The sequence below is a fragment of the Streptomyces sp. NPDC101219 genome, from assembly GCF_044767675.1.
In the GTDB taxonomy this organism is placed as follows: Bacteria; Actinomycetota; Actinomycetes; order Streptomycetales; family Streptomycetaceae; genus Streptomyces.
In genome coordinates this window covers 39,198-53,796 of the sequence record NZ_JBIWOK010000006.1, presented here as the reverse complement: position 1 = coordinate 53,796, position 14,599 = coordinate 39,198, and the positions used below count along the sequence as shown (strand labels likewise).

13 protein-coding genes and 1 pseudogene are annotated in these 14,599 nt (G+C 72.6%); 6 read left to right on the top strand and 8 right to left on the bottom strand.

Annotated features, from left to right (window positions below):
* Positions 1-311 precede the first annotated feature (311 nt).
* The 6 genes from ACIRPP_RS13285 to ACIRPP_RS13260 form a co-directional block, all read right to left on the bottom strand.
* Positions 312-725: an ATP-binding protein gene (locus ACIRPP_RS13285; protein ID WP_403641314.1), complete on the bottom strand. Its 414-nt coding sequence runs from the start codon at positions 723-725 to the stop codon at positions 312-314.
* Positions 726-1,208: 483 nt separating this feature from the next.
* A complete protein-coding gene (locus tag ACIRPP_RS13280) occupies positions 1,209-1,625 on the bottom strand; it encodes a (deoxy)nucleoside triphosphate pyrophosphohydrolase (RefSeq protein ID WP_403641311.1) in 417 nt (138 codons plus the stop codon).
* Between the two features lie 55 nt (positions 1,626-1,680).
* Positions 1,681-1,869, bottom strand: a complete 189-nt coding sequence (locus ACIRPP_RS13275) for an SPOR domain-containing protein (protein WP_403641308.1) — start codon at positions 1,867-1,869, stop codon at positions 1,681-1,683.
* A gap of 349 nt (positions 1,870-2,218) precedes the next feature.
* The gene (locus tag ACIRPP_RS13270) at positions 2,219-2,971 is read right to left on the bottom strand and encodes a GntR family transcriptional regulator (protein WP_164334378.1); all 753 of its coding nucleotides are present in this window, start codon (positions 2,969-2,971) and stop codon (positions 2,219-2,221) included.
* Between the two features lie 175 nt (positions 2,972-3,146).
* Positions 3,147-4,097 carry a DUF4190 domain-containing protein gene (locus ACIRPP_RS13265; RefSeq protein WP_403641305.1) on the bottom strand — a complete coding sequence of 317 codons (951 nt, stop codon included), beginning with the start codon at positions 4,095-4,097 and terminating at the stop codon, positions 3,147-3,149.
* A gap of 497 nt (positions 4,098-4,594) precedes the next feature.
* Complete coding sequence (locus ACIRPP_RS13260) at positions 4,595-6,178, bottom strand: S8 family peptidase (RefSeq protein WP_403641302.1); 1,584 nt, start codon at positions 6,176-6,178, stop codon at positions 4,595-4,597.
* Positions 6,179-6,921: 743 nt separating this feature from the next.
* Here ACIRPP_RS13260 and ACIRPP_RS13255 point away from each other — a divergent pair.
* Positions 6,922-7,551: an SAM-dependent methyltransferase gene (locus ACIRPP_RS13255; protein ID WP_403641300.1), complete on the top strand. Its 630-nt coding sequence runs from the start codon at positions 6,922-6,924 to the stop codon at positions 7,549-7,551.
* Positions 7,552-7,755: 204 nt separating this feature from the next.
* Positions 7,756-8,247 carry a DinB family protein gene (locus ACIRPP_RS13250; protein ID WP_403641297.1) on the top strand — a complete coding sequence of 164 codons (492 nt, stop codon included), beginning with the start codon at positions 7,756-7,758 and terminating at the stop codon, positions 8,245-8,247.
* Positions 8,248-8,364: 117 nt separating this feature from the next.
* Here ACIRPP_RS13250 and ACIRPP_RS13245 read toward each other — a convergent pair whose 3' ends face one another.
* Both ACIRPP_RS13245 and ACIRPP_RS13240 read right to left on the bottom strand, forming a co-directional pair.
* Entirely contained in the window at positions 8,365-9,009 is a 645-nt protein-coding gene (locus ACIRPP_RS13245; RefSeq protein WP_164338798.1) for a LuxR C-terminal-related transcriptional regulator, read from the bottom strand.
* The gene (locus ACIRPP_RS13240) at positions 8,994-10,241 is read right to left on the bottom strand and encodes a sensor histidine kinase (RefSeq protein WP_403641294.1); all 1,248 of its coding nucleotides are present in this window, start codon (positions 10,239-10,241) and stop codon (positions 8,994-8,996) included. The genes ACIRPP_RS13245 and ACIRPP_RS13240 overlap by 16 nt, the downstream gene beginning before the upstream one ends.
* 176 nt (positions 10,242-10,417) lie before the next feature.
* Between ACIRPP_RS13240 and ACIRPP_RS13235 the strand changes: the two genes are divergently transcribed.
* From ACIRPP_RS13235 to ACIRPP_RS13220, 4 genes and pseudogenes are all read left to right on the top strand, one after another.
* Positions 10,418-12,352 (top strand): serine hydrolase domain-containing protein, encoded by a 1,935-nt coding sequence (locus tag ACIRPP_RS13235; protein WP_403641291.1) that lies wholly within the window; start codon positions 10,418-10,420, stop codon positions 12,350-12,352.
* Positions 12,353-12,481: 129 nt separating this feature from the next.
* Positions 12,482-13,050: pseudogene (gene tpg, locus ACIRPP_RS13230) on the top strand (telomere-protecting terminal protein Tpg).
* A 441-nt stretch (positions 13,051-13,491) separates the two neighbouring features.
* On the top strand, positions 13,492-14,202 hold the full coding sequence (locus ACIRPP_RS13225) for a hypothetical protein (protein WP_403641288.1): 711 nt from the start codon (positions 13,492-13,494) through the stop codon (positions 14,200-14,202).
* A gap of 14 nt (positions 14,203-14,216) precedes the next feature.
* Positions 14,217-14,522: a hypothetical protein gene (locus ACIRPP_RS13220; protein WP_164350427.1), complete on the top strand. Its 306-nt coding sequence runs from the start codon at positions 14,217-14,219 to the stop codon at positions 14,520-14,522.
* The last annotated feature ends 77 nt before the right edge of the window (positions 14,523-14,599 follow it).

Here is a 14,599-nt window from a genome sequence, read left to right as displayed (position 1 = left end):
AGCTCACCGCGTCCGGCACCGGTCACCGGGGGCGGCTGCCCGCAGTATCCAGCACTACGGCGCCGCACAACACGGTGTTCACGATCACAGCTCGGTCCCACTGCTTTTCGGTCCGGGCCATGAGAACACTCCCAGTCTTCTAACCAGCGGACACGTCGTCGAACCCCCCTGTCCGGCACCGGTCGCGGACACGATCCGGCCGTTCGACAGCAGAAGGGGGTGCGTACACCCTCCGAGCGAGCCGCCGCACCCCCGCGTACCCCCTTTTCGCGCTCCTTCGTGACGCCGTGCGACACGGCGTCACGGGGCGGTCAGCGCGGCACGGCGAGTTCGAACCAGACGGTCTTGCCGACGTCGTCGCCGCCGGGCCGGGTGCCCCAGCGGCGGGAGGCGGAGGCGACGAGCTGGAGGCCCCGTCCGTGCTCGTCCTCGGGGCGGGGGACGCACTCGTGCGGGAGGTCGGGGAGGGTGTCGGACACCTCCACCAGCAGGACACCGGTCAGTCCGCGCGGGCGTACCAGGCGGACCCCGATGGGGCCGGTGGCGTGGCGCAGGGCGTTGGTCACGAGTTCGCTGACCAGCAGCGCGGTGAGATCGGCGACGCCGTCGAGGTCCCAGCCGTGGAGTTGGGTCCGGACGGCGGCGCGGGCGCCGCGGACGGCGCCCGGCTCGGCGGGGAAGGTCCACGCGGCACAGTCGCCCTCGATGTCGATCACACGGCTCACTTCCCGGCAATCGCGTCCGATCTCACCCGACTTCGTCGAATAAGTGGCACATACCCCATTTAGCGGGCGCATACCGTCGGCCGCGGTCCTTGTGCGCGGGGCCGGGTGGCTGCCGGTGGCGGCGACGGGCGAGGCGCCGGGCGTGCGGTCGGCCACGGCGCCGCGAGTGCCGTCGGCCCGAAGCGCCGGTCGTCCGTGCCGCCGGCCGTGGCGCCGGCCGTGGCGCCGGGCATGCCGTCCGTCCGCGGCGCCGCGCGGTTCGTCGGTCGCGGCGCCGCGTGTGCCGTCGGTCCGTAACGCCGGTCGTCCGTGCCGCCGGGCGAGGCGCCGGGGCGCGCCGTCGGGCGAGGCGCCGGGCGTGCCGTCCGTCCGCGGCGCGGGGCGGTTCGTCGGTCGCGGCGCCGCGTGTGCCGTCGGTCCGTAGCGCCGGGCGTCCGTGCCGTCGGGCGAGGCGCCGGGCGTCCGTGTCGTCGGGAGGCGGTCTCAGGTCCGGGTCGGGGAGCGGCGGATGTGGGCGAGGGCGTCCCGCACGGCGGGCACGTCCTGGTCGAGCCAGTCGACGTCCCAGACCTCGGCGGGGGCGAGCCAGCGCAGCGCGTCGTGGTCCTGCAGGGGTGCGGGGGCGGGGGATCCGGGACGCAGCCGGGCCGTCCACACCCGCAGCTTGTAGGGCGGACGCAGCGGCCACTCCCCCGGGACGCGCTGCCCCACCTCGGCGTCGATGCCGAGTTCCTCGCGCAACTCCCGTACGACGGCCGCCTCCCCGCTCTCGCCGGGCTCGACCTTGCCGCCCGGCAGTTCCCAGCGCCCGGCCAGGTCGGCGGGGGCGCTGCGGCGGGCGGCGAGGAGCCGCCCCTCGTGCCAGAGGGCCGCACCGACCACCACGATCCGCTCGTCCATGAGCGGGAGCCTACGGGAGGGACGGGCCATCACCGGTCGCCGCCCGGGCGGGGCGTCAGTCGGCCGGACGGCCGTTCTGGCTGATCCGCTCGACCCAGTAGAGCTGTTCGTGGCCCCGGGCGTCGAGGCTGTCCGCGATCCGCTGCGCCTCGGCGCGGCTCGCGTACCGGCCGACGCGGTAGCGATTGCCGTTGTCGTCCTGGCGCACGACGAGCCAGGGAAGTGTCACCGTGCCGTCGTTCATCGCGCCCCTCCACGTCCCGCCCGCGACCCGCCCGGTAAGGAAACCGCAATCCGCATATGCCCGAGCCTACGCCTTACCTTCACGCTGCGAATACGTCTTTTCACAACGAGGTACCCAACCAGCCAGAACGCAGGGGGCGCAGGGTGGTGAATGCGCCGTGCGTCCGGTCGACGGGTCCGGTCAGGGGCACGCCGGGGCCCGGCCGCGGCTCCCGGGCGACCAGCGAGAACGACCGGATTGCTACGCCGCCGGAGCCCGCGCCCGGTGAACCGCACGCCGGAGCGATGGCGCACGGGGAGCGTGAAGGGAGCGCCGGGGGCTCACACCACCCGGCCGGGACGGGCGTCCGCTACCGCACGGGGAGGTGGTAGGCGGCTCGGTAGCGGTCGGCGGGGATCACCACGTCGGCCGTCTCCACGGGGCGGCCGGAGGCGTAGTAGGTGCGCTGGATGACGAGGACGACATGGCCGGGCACGCCGCCGAGCAGGACGAGCTCCTCGGCGAGGCCGGGTCGGGCACCGACCTCCTCGGTGACGTTGTCCACGATGACGTCGATGGCGCGCATCCGCTCGACGACGCCCATGCCGCCGAGCGGGCCCTCCTCGGGCAGCATCACGGGGGTCCGGCCGGTGAGGGCGAGGGGCTCCCAGGAGGTGGAGAGCATCATCGGCTCGCCGGCCTCGCGGAAGAGGTACTTCGTGCGCATCACGCGGTCGCCGGGCTCGATGCCGAGCCGCTCGGCGACGGCGCCGCAGACCTCGGTCTGCTCGCTGCTGGACTCCCAGGTGCCGTGCACCGCGCCGTCGGTCTGCTCCTGCCGGAAGGGCGTGGCGCCGCGCTCGGGCCGGAAGCCGGAGCGGGCCACCCGCCGGGGCACGGGCCGCTCCCGCACGTACGTGCCCGAACCGGAGCGGCCCTCGACCAGGCCCTCCGCCATCAGCACCTTGCGGGCCTCCAGCGCCACCGTGTCGGAGACGCCGTACTCCTCGCGGATCCTGGCCTGGGAGGGGAGCCGGGTGTGCGGCGGCAGCCGGCCGTCGACGATCTTCTTGCGGAGATCACCCGCGACACGCAGGTACGCCGGCTGCTCACCGAAAGTCACGGGCCGCTCCCATCAGGTTGTACAGACAGCAACAGCGTGGCAACCCGGGGTTCCGCCGGGCAAGCAAAGGCCAGAGAATCACTCGATGTGATGAACGCGGCCGGGCATGCCTGTACCCAGGCACTTTCTCCCCGCTCCCGGCTCCGTCACACCTGGATCCGTCCGCCCGCCGGCCCTACCCGCCGGCCGGGACGTAGGTCGACCGGGACGAGGTCAGCCCCAGAGCCTTGCGTGCGGTGACCTCCGGCTCCTGCTCCCACTCGGTGAGCACCCAGCCCTTCAGCTGGTGGTCGAAGAAGGTGTCCGCGTCCTCGGCCCCGGCCGCCGCGGCCCACTCCCCCCGCGCCTCCTCCAGCACCGCGACCAGGTCGGCCACCGGGCGCTGTGCGGCGGCGGACCAGGTGTGCTCGCGCAGCATCCCGGTCTGCTGGTCCAGCGCCGACACCATGTGCTCGGCCCACTTCTTGTGGCCGGGCAGGTCGTCCTCGGGCTCGGTCACCGGGACGCGGTCCGAGGCGTCGTCCAGCAGTCCGACGGCCTCCAGGTAGGTCAGCTGGTCGGCGTCGAACGAGCTCTCGTCCCGGCGCAGCGAGCCGCTGAGCCGGGCGAACGGGTCGACGTTGCCGAAGGCGCAGAGGATCTCCCGGTCGCCGAGGTCCCAGCTCTCCTCGGTGGGGGTGACGGAGTAGACGTCCGTGTTGACCGGCACGGTCCAGGGGTCCACGACGTAGGCCCGGCGGTGGGCGTGACACTCGTGATGCGCGGACGTCACGAGGGCCTCGATGCCCGGGTAGCGGCCGTCGGGGAGCCGTACGCGGGCGAAGATCTCGCCGTCGTGCTCCCCGGCGCAGGACACCGGCTCGGACTCCCGGGACCAGAAGGCCCAGGCCTGCATCCCCTCCGGCGCCATGAAGCAGTCGCCCGCCCGGAGGGCCGGCGCGCCGCCGCTGCGCAGCCCGTCCCGGAAGCTGCTCCACGCCTCGGCGGCCGCCCCGGTGGTCAGCAGGACCGACCACAGGGCGAGCCCCACCGAGGACAGCGCGCACCCGGCGATCGCCAGGCCACGGCCGCGCTCCCCGCGACGCCGGATCCGCCACAGCGCGAAGAGCCCGAGCACCAGCCCCACCAGGGGGATGACGAAGCAGAGCAGCCCGAATGCGAAGGCGACGATCGCGGCGCCGTTGACGGGGGCCGGCGGCCGAAAGGCCGAGGGAGCCGCCGTACGGGGGCGCGGGGGCGGGGCCGGTGCCGTCGGTCGGCGCGACGGTCGCGGGCGGCGCGAACGGATCCGGGGCGGGGGCCTCGCCGCCGGGACCGGGGACCGGGTCCGCCGGGTCGTACGGCTGCTGGGGCCCGGCGGGCGGGGCTGATGACACGGGGACCGCTCCTGGTTCGGCTGCACTGCGCGGGAGTTACGGCCGACGGGCGGCTGCGCGCATCGTAGGCGGGCGGCGTGCGGCCCGTACGGTGGGCCCCCGCACGAACTGTGCGGGACCGCGCACGCCTCGTCCCCGCGACGCGGGACGGGCCCGAGGACCCGCGACCGGTCACGAGGACGAGGACGCCGTTGTGCCGAGCGGTGGAACGGTGGGCGTACGGGCCCTCAGCGGGGCCCGGGGCCCGTCAGAACTGCAGGGCCCAGCTGTTGAGCCGGCCGGTGTCCCACCACGCGTTGTCGCTCACGCGCAGCTTCCACGTGCCGTTGGCCGTCTCCGAGGAGGCGTCCACGGTGTACGTGGTCCGGATGTCGTCCGCGCTGCCGCCGGTGCCGTACGACTTCAGCGTGTACGCCGAGCCGTCGGGGGCGATCAACTGGACCCGGAGGTCGCCGATGTAGGTGTGGCTGATGTCGACCTCGACGGCCAGGTCGCTGGGCGCGTTGCCGGCCACGCCGGTGACGGTCACCGGGGACTCGACGGTGGACCGGTCGCCGATGGTGACGCCGGTGGTGTTCTCGAAGCGGTCACCGGGGGGCGGCGGCGGGGTGGTGTCGCCCTCGCCCACGTGCAGCAGGCGGTTGGGCGAACCGCTGCCCGGGTTGCCGACGACGCCGGAGGTGGCGGCGGCGGTCAGCGCCGAGGAGACCTGGGCCGGGGTGGCCGAGGGGTTGTCGGCGAGGTGCAGGGCGGCGGCGCCGGCGACGTGCGGACTCGCCATGGACGTGCCGGAGATGGTGTTGGTGGCCGAGTCGCCGCTGTTCCAGGCCGAGGTGATGGCGGAGCCGGGCGCGAACACGTCGAGCACGGAACCGTAGTTGGAGTAGCTGGCGCGCGCGTCGCTGGAGGTGGTCGCACCCACGGTGATCGCCTCGGTCACCCGGGCCGGGGACTTGGTGGAGGCGTTGGTGGACTCGTTGCCCGCCGCGACGACGAAGGTGACACCGGAGGCGATGGCGTTGCGGACCGCCGTGTCGAGGGCGCTGTCCGCGCCGCCGCCGAGGGACATGTTGGCGACGGCCGGCTTGACCGCGTTCTGCGCGACCCAGTCGATGCCGGCGACGACCTGGGCGGTGGTGCCGGAGCCCGAGTTGTTCAGCACCCGCACGCCGACGACCTTGGCCTTCTTGGCCACGCCGTAGGAGCTGCCGGCGACGGTGCCGGCGACGTGGGTGCCGTGGCCGTGGCCGTCCTGGGCGGTGTTGTCGTTGTCGATGGCGTCGTAGCCGTAGGAGGCACGGCCGCCGAAGTCGCTGTGCGTGATGCGCACTCCGGTGTCGATGACGTACGCCGTGACGCCCTCACCGGCCGAATCCGGGTAGGTGTACGAGTTGTCGAGCGGCAGGTTCTGCTGGTCGATCCGGTCCAGGCCCCAGGAGGGCGGGTTCGGCTGGGTGCCGGTGACGTGGAAGGTGCGGTTCTGGATGACCGAGGCGACGGCCGGGTCGGCGGCGAGACGTTTCGCCTCGGCCTCGGACGCCTCGACCTCGTACCCGTTCAGGGCCTTGGTGTACGTCCGCTCGATCTCCGCGCCGTGCTTCTTGGCGACGGCCCGGCCCTCCGTGGTGTCGGAGCGGGCCTCGTCCGCCTTCAGGGTCACGATGTAGCTGCCGGCGACGGCGTTCGCCGCGCCCTCGTACTGGATGCGGCCTTCGGCCGCGGCCGGGGCCGCGCCCGCGGGGAGAGCGGAGACGAGGCTGACGACGAGCGCGGCGGACGCCGCGGCACCGAGGGTGGCCAGTCTTCGCCGGGGATGACGCATCACTGCCATGTGAGGGTTCCTCCTCAGTCGGTGGTGCGTGTGCTGTGGGGGGTGGTGCGGTCGATGCACGGACCCCAGGGGTGGCGGAGGAAACCAGCCACTGACAGGAACATGTCAATTGCGGGCTTCTTCATCCGGGCATCAGCGAAAGATTGAGGGTTCCACAGGAATTGCACAAGGGCCCTGCACGAACGAAACAGCCCCGCCACGCCCGCGACACATGCGGACGGAGGTCCGCAACGGTCCCCCGGCCCACCGGCACGGCACCGGCAGGAGCGCTCGGCCGACGCGCCGAGTGCCCGGCCCGGCGTCGGGCCGGGCACTCCCGCCGAACAGTCCGGAACCGAGGGTCAGCAGAGCATCCAGCCGCCGTTGTCGGTGTAGTAGCCCCAGCTCATGTACTTCGACGTCTGCGGACCGAACACCCCGTCCACGACGATCAGGGAACTCCGGTTCTTCTGCACCTCGCACGGGGGTCCCTCACCGCTGCCCGCGGCGGTCACCGACGAGCGGAAGCCGTAGCCGGGCCGCACCCCGGTCGCACCGCGCCCGCCAGGTCCGGCGAGGACCTGCCAGGTCCGGCGGCAGCCCGCCGGGGCCGGTTTTCCTGCGGCGGTCGCGCCGCCCGCCCTCGACGGACCCCTACGGGAATTTCTTTGCCGAAGCGGCAAGTTGCCGTGCCGGTTCCGGGACATCGGGTGAGACTGGCGAACACTCCGGCAGAGCGCACACCGACCCGATGAGGAGCCCCGATGAGTGCGACCGAGGCAGCGGTCACCTTCTGGGACGACGTCCACGCCGCCCGTCCGCAGGCCGCCTCCCCCCGCCCCAACGCCCGGCTGGTCGAGACCGCGGCGGACCTGCGGCCCGGCGACGCCCTCGACCTGGGATGCGGCGACGGCGGCGACGCCCTCTGGCTCGCGGGACGGGGCTGGCGGGTCGCGGCCGTCGACCTGTCGGCCGTGGCGGTGCGGCGGCTCACCGAGCGCGCGGCGGGGGCCGGCCTGGGCGAGCAGGTCAGCGCCCGACGCCACGACCTGAGCCGGTCGTTCCCGGCGGGCCGTTTCGACCTCGTGACCGCCCACTATCTGCACACCCCCTACGAACTCGACCGGGCCACCGTTCTGCGCCGGGCCGCGCAGGCCCTGCGCCCAGGCGGCCGCCTGCTGGTCGTCGACCACGGATCGACGGCCCCCTGGTCGTGGGACCAGGACCCCGACGTCCGGTACCCGAGTCCCACGGAGGTCGCGGAGGGCCTGGCCCTGGATCCGGCGACCTGGACGGTCGACCGCGCCGACGCGTCGCCCCGCACGGCCACCGGACCCGACGGGAGCACCGCCGAGGTCACCGACCACATCCTGCTCGTACGCCGCACCGGCTGACCCGGCGGCCGGCCGGTCCGGTCGGCGCGACCGGTCGAACCCGTCGGCCGCCGACCGAACCGGTCGGGCCCGCCGAACCACACCGCTTCAGTCGGCCTCACGGAACCGTGAGCCCCACCGGCCCCGTCGGCCCACCGAACCCGTGGGCCCCACCAACACGTCGGCTCCGCCGCCGCCTTGTTCACCACCGAAGGAAGAGGCCCCATGCCCCCGCCCACAGCCCCTCACCGCCGACGCCGGGACACCCCGCCGCCCCGGACCGCGAACACCGAGGCCGACGTCCTGCGCGGCTTCCTGGACTACCTGCGGACGTCGATGGCGGACAAGGTCGACGGTGCCCCCGAACCCGGGGTGCGGACGGCAGCGGTCCCGTCCGGCACGAACCTGCTCGGCCTGCTGCACCACCTCACCTGGGTGGAGCGCGCCACGTTCCTCGGGGAACGGGTCACCGACTGGCAGGCCACCTTCCGGGCCCCCGAGGGGGACGGCGTCGCCGAGGTCGTCGCCCGCTACCGGGAGACCGTCGACCGGGCGAACGCCGTACTCGACTCCTGCACCGACCTCGCCGCGCCCCTCCCCGGGCGCTCCTCACCCAGCACCCGCTGGGCCCTCACGCACCTGATCGAGGAGACAGGCCGCCACGCCGGTCACGCGGACATCCTTCGCGAACTGATCGACGGGTCGACCGGGCGCTGAGCCCCGGTCGGCCGGCCACCGACCGGGCGGCGGCAGCCGGGCTCCGACGACCGGCCGGCGCGTCCCGAGTTCACCGACACGGGCGGCGACGGCGGCCGTGACGCGTGCCGATGGACCTCACTTGAGGTAGGCGAGGACCGCGAGGACGCGCCTGTTGTCCGCCTCCGACGGGGGCAGGTCCAGCTTGGTGAAGATGTTGGACGTGTGCTTGATGACCGCCCGTTCGGTGATCACCAGCTCCTGGGCGATCGCCGCGTTCGAGCGGCCCTCCGCCATCAGGCCGAGGACCTCGCGCTCGCGCGGGGTGAGGCGGGAGAGCGGGCCGTCGCGGTGGTGCTCCTTGGCGAACAGCTTGGCGACGACGTCGGGGTCCATCGCGGTGCCGCCGGACGCGACGCGGCGCACCGCGTCCACGAAGCCGTCGGGGTCGAACACCCGGTCCTTGAGGAGGTAGCCGATGCCTCCGCTGCCGTCGGCGAGGAGTTCGCGGGCGTAGAGCTGTTCCACGTACTGGGAGAGGACGAGGACCGGCAGGCCGGGGATGTGGCTGCGGGCCTCCAGGGCGGCCCGCAGGCCCTCGTCGGTGAACGTCGGCGGAAGCCGGACGTCGACGACCGCGACGTCCGGCTTGTGGTCGAGGAGGGCCCGGAGCAGTCCGGGCCCGGTGTCCACGGCGGCGACCACCTCGAAGTCGTAGGACTCCAGCAGGCGGACGAGTCCGTCCCGCAGCAGGAAGAGGTCCTCGGCTAGGACAACACGCACGGCAGCTCCATGGTGAGGGTGGTCGGTCCGCCCGGCTTGCTGTTGATGGCGAGGAGGCCGTCGAAGGCGGCCAGCCGGCGTTCGATGCCGCGCAGCCCGGTGCCGCGCGAGGGGTCGGCGCCGCCCCGGCCGTCGTCGATGACCTGGCCGCGCAGGGCGCCGTTCTCGTACCAGAGGTCGATGCTCACGGTGTCCGGCGCGGCGTGCTTGGCGGCGTTGGCGAGGGCCTCGGCGACCGCGAAGTACATGGCGGACTCCACGGGCGCCTCGGGGCGGCCGGGCAGGTCGGCGTTGACGGTCACGTCGAGCGGGCTGTCCATGGCGAGGGCGCGCACCGCGTCGGCGAGGCCGCGGTCGGCGAGCACCGGCGGGTGGATGCCGCGGACCAGGTCGCGCAGTTCGGTCAGGGCGGCGGCGGACGCCTTGCGGGTGTCGGACAGGATGGCGCGGACGGCCTCCGGGTCCTTGCTGAGAAGCTGCTCGGCGACGCCCAGGTTCATGCCGAGGGCGACCAGACGGGCCTGTGCACCGTCGTGCAGGTCCCGCTCGATGCGGCGCAGTTCGGCCGCGGAGCTGCTGACGGCGTCGCTGCGGCTGTCGGTGAGGCGGCGGACGCGCTGGACGGTGCGGGTCGGGGCGAGCAGGGTGCGGGCCAGGGAGGCGTGGGCGCGCAGCAGGGCGGGCCCGGTGGTCAGGCCGGCGGCCAGGACGACGACGCCGAGGACGGCGCAGTACCAGGCGGAGGTCAGGTCGCTGATCTCGATCCACAGGTAGTAGTTGGAGCCCGCGTCGGCGATGGGGCGGTAGTAGGCGGGCATCAGGATGCCGCCGATGCCGCTGACGACGAGGGCGAGGGGCATCAGGGCGAGGGCCACGCCGGCCACCGGGTTGACCAGCATCCAGGCCAGGTCGCGCCAGGTCGCCGGGTCGGTGAGCACCCAGTGGGTGCGCTGCCACTGGCCCTTGAGACCCGGTTCGGCGGCGGGGGCGGGCAGGTACGGCTCCTCGATCGGCCGGCCCGACCAGTTCTCCGCGAGCCGGCGGGAGGCGTTGACCACCGACCGCACGGCGACGGCGAGCGCCGGGACGAGCAGGACGCCCAGGCCGATGCCGATCAGCGAGACCGCGGTCAGGAAGAAGCAGAAGAGGACGAGTTCCGCGATCACGAGACCGAGGACGGGCAGCCCCTTGCCGACGGCTCGGTAACCGGTGCGTACATCCAGACTGTTCACGGTCGTCCCATTCCCCTCTGTGCACGGCTCCCTGCCGTGCCGATGCCCTGAGTCTGCTCCGTGCGGGGGCCGTGCACAGGGGACGTGCGTCCCGTCTTGGATGGTGTACCCAGGTCCCCCTCGGGACGCCACCGAGGTGGCTGTCCCGCTCCCGGCGCGACGTCTTGACTTGTTCCATGACGATGCGACAGCGACTGCGGCACCTGCTCCTCCCGCTGTGCGTCCCGCTGCTCCTGGCGGGGGGCGCCGGCACCGCCTCCGCGACCCCCGCGGTGCGGGCGGAGACCCGCGCCGCCTCCGAACTCCCCACGGCCGACGGGACGTCCGGTCTGCCGGCGACCGTCGACGCGATCGTGCGCCGGCAGCTCGCCGACCACCGGATCCCCGGCGCGTCGGTGGTGGTCGTCGAGCGCGGCCGGCCGGTCCTCACCCGCGGGTACGGCGTCGCCGACGCCGCCGCGGGGACGCCGGTCGACCCGCGGCGCACCGGGTTCTTCCTGGCCTCCGACGCCAAGCTGTTCACGGCGGTCGCGGTCCTGCAGCAGGTGGAGCGCGGCCGTCTCGACCTGTCGGCCGACGTCAACCGCTACCTCAGGACCTTCCAGGTGAAGGACACGTATCCGGGCCACCCCGTGACGGTACGCGATCTGCTCACGCACACGGCGGGCTTCGACAACACCATCATCGGGCGGGCCGCCACCCGGCCCGAGGACGTGCGCCCGCTCGGCGAGAGCCTCGCCGCGCACCAGCCGCGCCGGGTACGCCCGCCGGGCGAGGTCGCCAGCTACGACAACTACGGTGTGGCGCTGGCAGGTTACCTGGTCGAGTCGGTGACGGGCACGCCGTTCGCCGACTACCTGGAGCAGTCGGTGCTGCGGCCGCTCGGGATGACGCGGACCAGCTTCGCGCAGCCGCACTCGCCCGCCGTCGCCGCCGGCCTCGCCCGCGGCCACCGCCCGGCGGGCGGTGGCCAGCGCGCCCAGGACGGGCAGTACGGCGACTGGTCCCCGACCGGTGCGGGCGCGGTCACCACGGCGGCCGACATGGGCCGGCTGCTGACCGTGCTGCTCGACGGCGGCGGCCCGGTGCTGACCGAACGCTCGACCGCGGCACTGATGAAGCGTCAGTTCGGCAACGACGAGCGGCTGCCCGGCCTCGGCTACATCCTGGAGGAGCGGGTCCGCGACGGGCAGCGGATGCTCGTCAAGGACGGCGACCTGCCCGGCTTCCACGGCAATCTCGCCCTGCTGCCGGACCGGGACGCGGCGGTGTACGTCGTCTACAACGGCGACGGCGAGAACGGCTCCGCCGCCTACGCGGGGCAGGAGGTCGTGGACCGTTTCGCCGACCACTTCGGCACGGCCGCCGGCGCCCGCCGCTCCGTCTCGCGGGCCGACGTCACGCCGTACGAGGGCGAGTACCGCTCCACGCGCACCAGTTCCTCGGAGCTGACCCGCGTCAGCGCCCTGATCGGGTCGGTCCGGGTGACCGCGGGCGAGGGTGCGACGCTGACCACGACCGGGCTGTCCCGCGACCCGGGGGTGAGCGAGCGGCACTGGGTGCAGCTGAGCCCGGGGCTGTTCCAGGAGAAGGGCGGCCAGGACCGCATCGCGTTCCGCGACGGACGCCTGTCGGTCGCCTCCGACGCCTCCGTCTCCTACGAGCGGCTGCCCTGGTACCTCTCCCCGGTGCTGCACCAGCAGGTGCTGCTCGGCTCGCTGGCGTTCCTCGCGCTGACGGTGCTCGCTCTGCCTGTGCTCGCCCTGGTGCGCCGCCGCTCCCCGGGCGCGCCGGCCGGGGCACGGGCCGCACGACTGCTGCTGTGGGCGTCCGGTGCGCTGATCATCGCGGCGGTGGTCTGCTTCCTGCTGCTGTCCGCCGACCCGAACGCCCTCAACCGCACGATCATCGTGGGCGATTCGCCGCTGCTGAGGGCCGTCCCGGCGCTGACCGGCGTCGCGCTGGCGACCACGGGCGCCATGGTGGTGTGCACGGTCCTGTCCTGGCGGCGCCGCTGGTGGGCGGTGACCGGGCGGCTCCACTACACGTGCAGCACGCTGGCGGCGCTGATCTTCCTGGGGGTGGCCGCCTCGTACCGGCTGGTGGGGTGAGGCGGAGGGCCTGGCCGGCGCCAGGCGGCCGCAGGAGGACGGAGGGGAACCGCCCGTCCGGGACGCGATGCGCCCGGACGGGCCGTTCCTTGTGGGCCGGGGGCTCACATCACCCGGCTTTCTTACGCCGTGCCCAGTGCTGCCCGACCAGAGCGATCACGAAGGTCGCCGGAACGACAGAAGGCGTTCGCCCGCCCGGCACCGAAGAGCGCGCCCGCGCAGGTGCGGTACCTGGTCAAGAAGCTCAAGAGAACGAAGGCGGTCGCCCAGATGCTGAGGGTCTCCCAGCGCACCGTCGAGCGGTACGTGAAGGGCCAGATCAGGAAGCCCCGCCCCGACCTCGCCGCGCGTCTGGAGCGCGAGGTGAAGAGGCGGTGGAAGCCGCAGATCCGGGCCAAGGCCAAGGAGACGGCGGCCGGGACGGGCGGCATCGTCATCGACACCTGTGCCCGCATCGGCTACGCCGCGCCGATCGGGCCGACGGACCAAGACCGCATCCGACACCTGACCGTCGCCTGCTCCCGCAGTACGCCGCCCGCCTCTTCGACGCCCAGGAGGCCAGCGCAACCGACCAACAACTCGAGGATATCGCGGCCGAAGCGCTCAAGAAGGCGTACTTCCAGGACGGCGGCCGCCGCGTCGGCTCCCTGGAAGAAGTCTGGTTCACGGACATTGAACACCTCGAGTTCGACCTGTAGCAGCCGCACCTCGAACAGCTTTTGGGGCCCCGGACCGATGTAGTCTGGAGCTCACGAGCATGTCCGTTGCAGTCCGGCTCAAGGTCTGCCCACGAGCCGCTTCGGCAGCTCAGGCAGCCTGGCCGACACAGTCGAGCCGCTCCTGGGTGTAGGCGAATAGAACAAGCCATTCCCCATCTGATTGTCCCCTTGCGAAGCTCCTTGTGAGTTCCGCCACGAAGCAGCCTGGGCAATGGGCACGCCCCGTCCAGCACAGCGGAACCTTCCGGCCATTGGAGCCGCGCTGATCTTGCTTGTGAACCTTGGTGTTGATCTACGGTTGCCCCGGCGTCCGCGCATATGCCGACCACGTATCAGCACGGGTGCCGTCAGCCACAACCATCATTCCAAGGGGGAACCGTTTTGCTTACCGCAACGCGCTCGAAGACGAGGCGTCCAGTTATGAGGCGTATCGCCACTGCTGTTGCGACCGCCACCGCCGCGACCCTACTGGCGACGACTGCAGCACAGGCGGCCCCGCCGGCTCCCGCTCAGCCGGGGGCGGTTCAGACCATCGAGGCGGCACAGATCGTCCTTGAGCAGCTGAAGAGCAAGGGTGAGGTGACCGACCAGCTGGTGGTCGACACCCTCGACCCTGCACAGGCCGCCCGCTATCAGAAGCTGCTGGACAGCGGCATGTTCGACGCGATGTTCCGTGCCGCTGAGCAGAGCAACCAGTTCAGCGCCAGCGACGTCCGCCTGAGCATGACCCTCGCAGCACTGACGAACGACGACGCTGACATCGACGCTATCCTGAACATCACCGCCGAGGACATCGCTGCCGCCATTGAGTGGCAAACCGAAACCAGCGGGCCAGAAAAGGACGGGATGCTGAAGCCTCAGTGGGAATTCAACTGGGGCATCGCCACCGGCACTCTCTATCTGAACCGTAAGGAGACACGCAACGCGCGCGACGCCGGCTACATCGTCGCCCTGGCGGCCGGCGTGTGCTCCGCCGGCTTCCCCATCTGCTTTCCCATCACGGCCCAGGCGGGCGGGATCGGGATTGCAGCGGCCCGCTACTACGAAGAGGGAAACTGCGTGAAGCTGAAGGTGATCGGCCCTACGCTGAAGCCAGAGCGGCACAAGAAGGGCCAGCGCAACTGCAAGTAAGGGGGAACCCAGCGGTGCTTGAAGACACACTGTCGAACGCCGTTTATGCGCTCATCGTTGGGGCATGGCTGCTCTATCTGGGACCGATGGCGTGGCGGCGGTTCGCATCTGACCCGCACGCCATCGACCGGGCAGCTCTGCGCTATGCGACCGTGATTGCGGCCCTTCTCGGCGCGGCAGTCGGTGCAACAGTGGCGCTGGTCAGTACATGGCCGGGCATCACAGCAGGCCTTGCAGTATTTGCCTTCGCGAGGATCGTGATTCCGCGACACGCTCGATGGCAACTGGCAGGAGAGAAGGGGCCCCGCCCCTCTGCCTGAGAGAAGGCCCTCACCCGCTGGTGAGGGCCTTCTGCTTCGCTACTGAGCCTGCTGGCCGCCGCGCCGGCTCGCTGGAG

Bases quoted from the DNA above. Each gene is read 5' to 3' on its own strand.
- ACIRPP_RS13280 (WP_403641311.1), bottom strand. From the start codon at position 1,625: ATGGACGAGCGGATCGTGGTGGTCGGTGCGGCCCTCTGGCACGAGGGG.
- ACIRPP_RS13275 (WP_403641308.1), bottom strand. From the start codon at position 1,869: ATGAACGACGGCACGGTGACACTTCCCTGGCTCGTCGTGCGCCAGGAC.
- ACIRPP_RS13260 (WP_403641302.1), bottom strand. From the start codon at position 6,178: ATGGCAGTGATGCGTCATCCCCGGCGAAGACTGGCCACCCTCGGTGCC.
- ACIRPP_RS13255 (WP_403641300.1), top strand. From the start codon at position 6,922: ATGAGTGCGACCGAGGCAGCGGTCACCTTCTGGGACGACGTCCACGCC.
- ACIRPP_RS13250 (WP_403641297.1), top strand. From the start codon at position 7,756: ATGCCCCCGCCCACAGCCCCTCACCGCCGACGCCGGGACACCCCGCCG.
- ACIRPP_RS13235 (WP_403641291.1), top strand. From the start codon at position 10,418: ATGACGATGCGACAGCGACTGCGGCACCTGCTCCTCCCGCTGTGCGTC.
- ACIRPP_RS13225 (WP_403641288.1), top strand. From the start codon at position 13,492: ATGAGGCGTATCGCCACTGCTGTTGCGACCGCCACCGCCGCGACCCTA.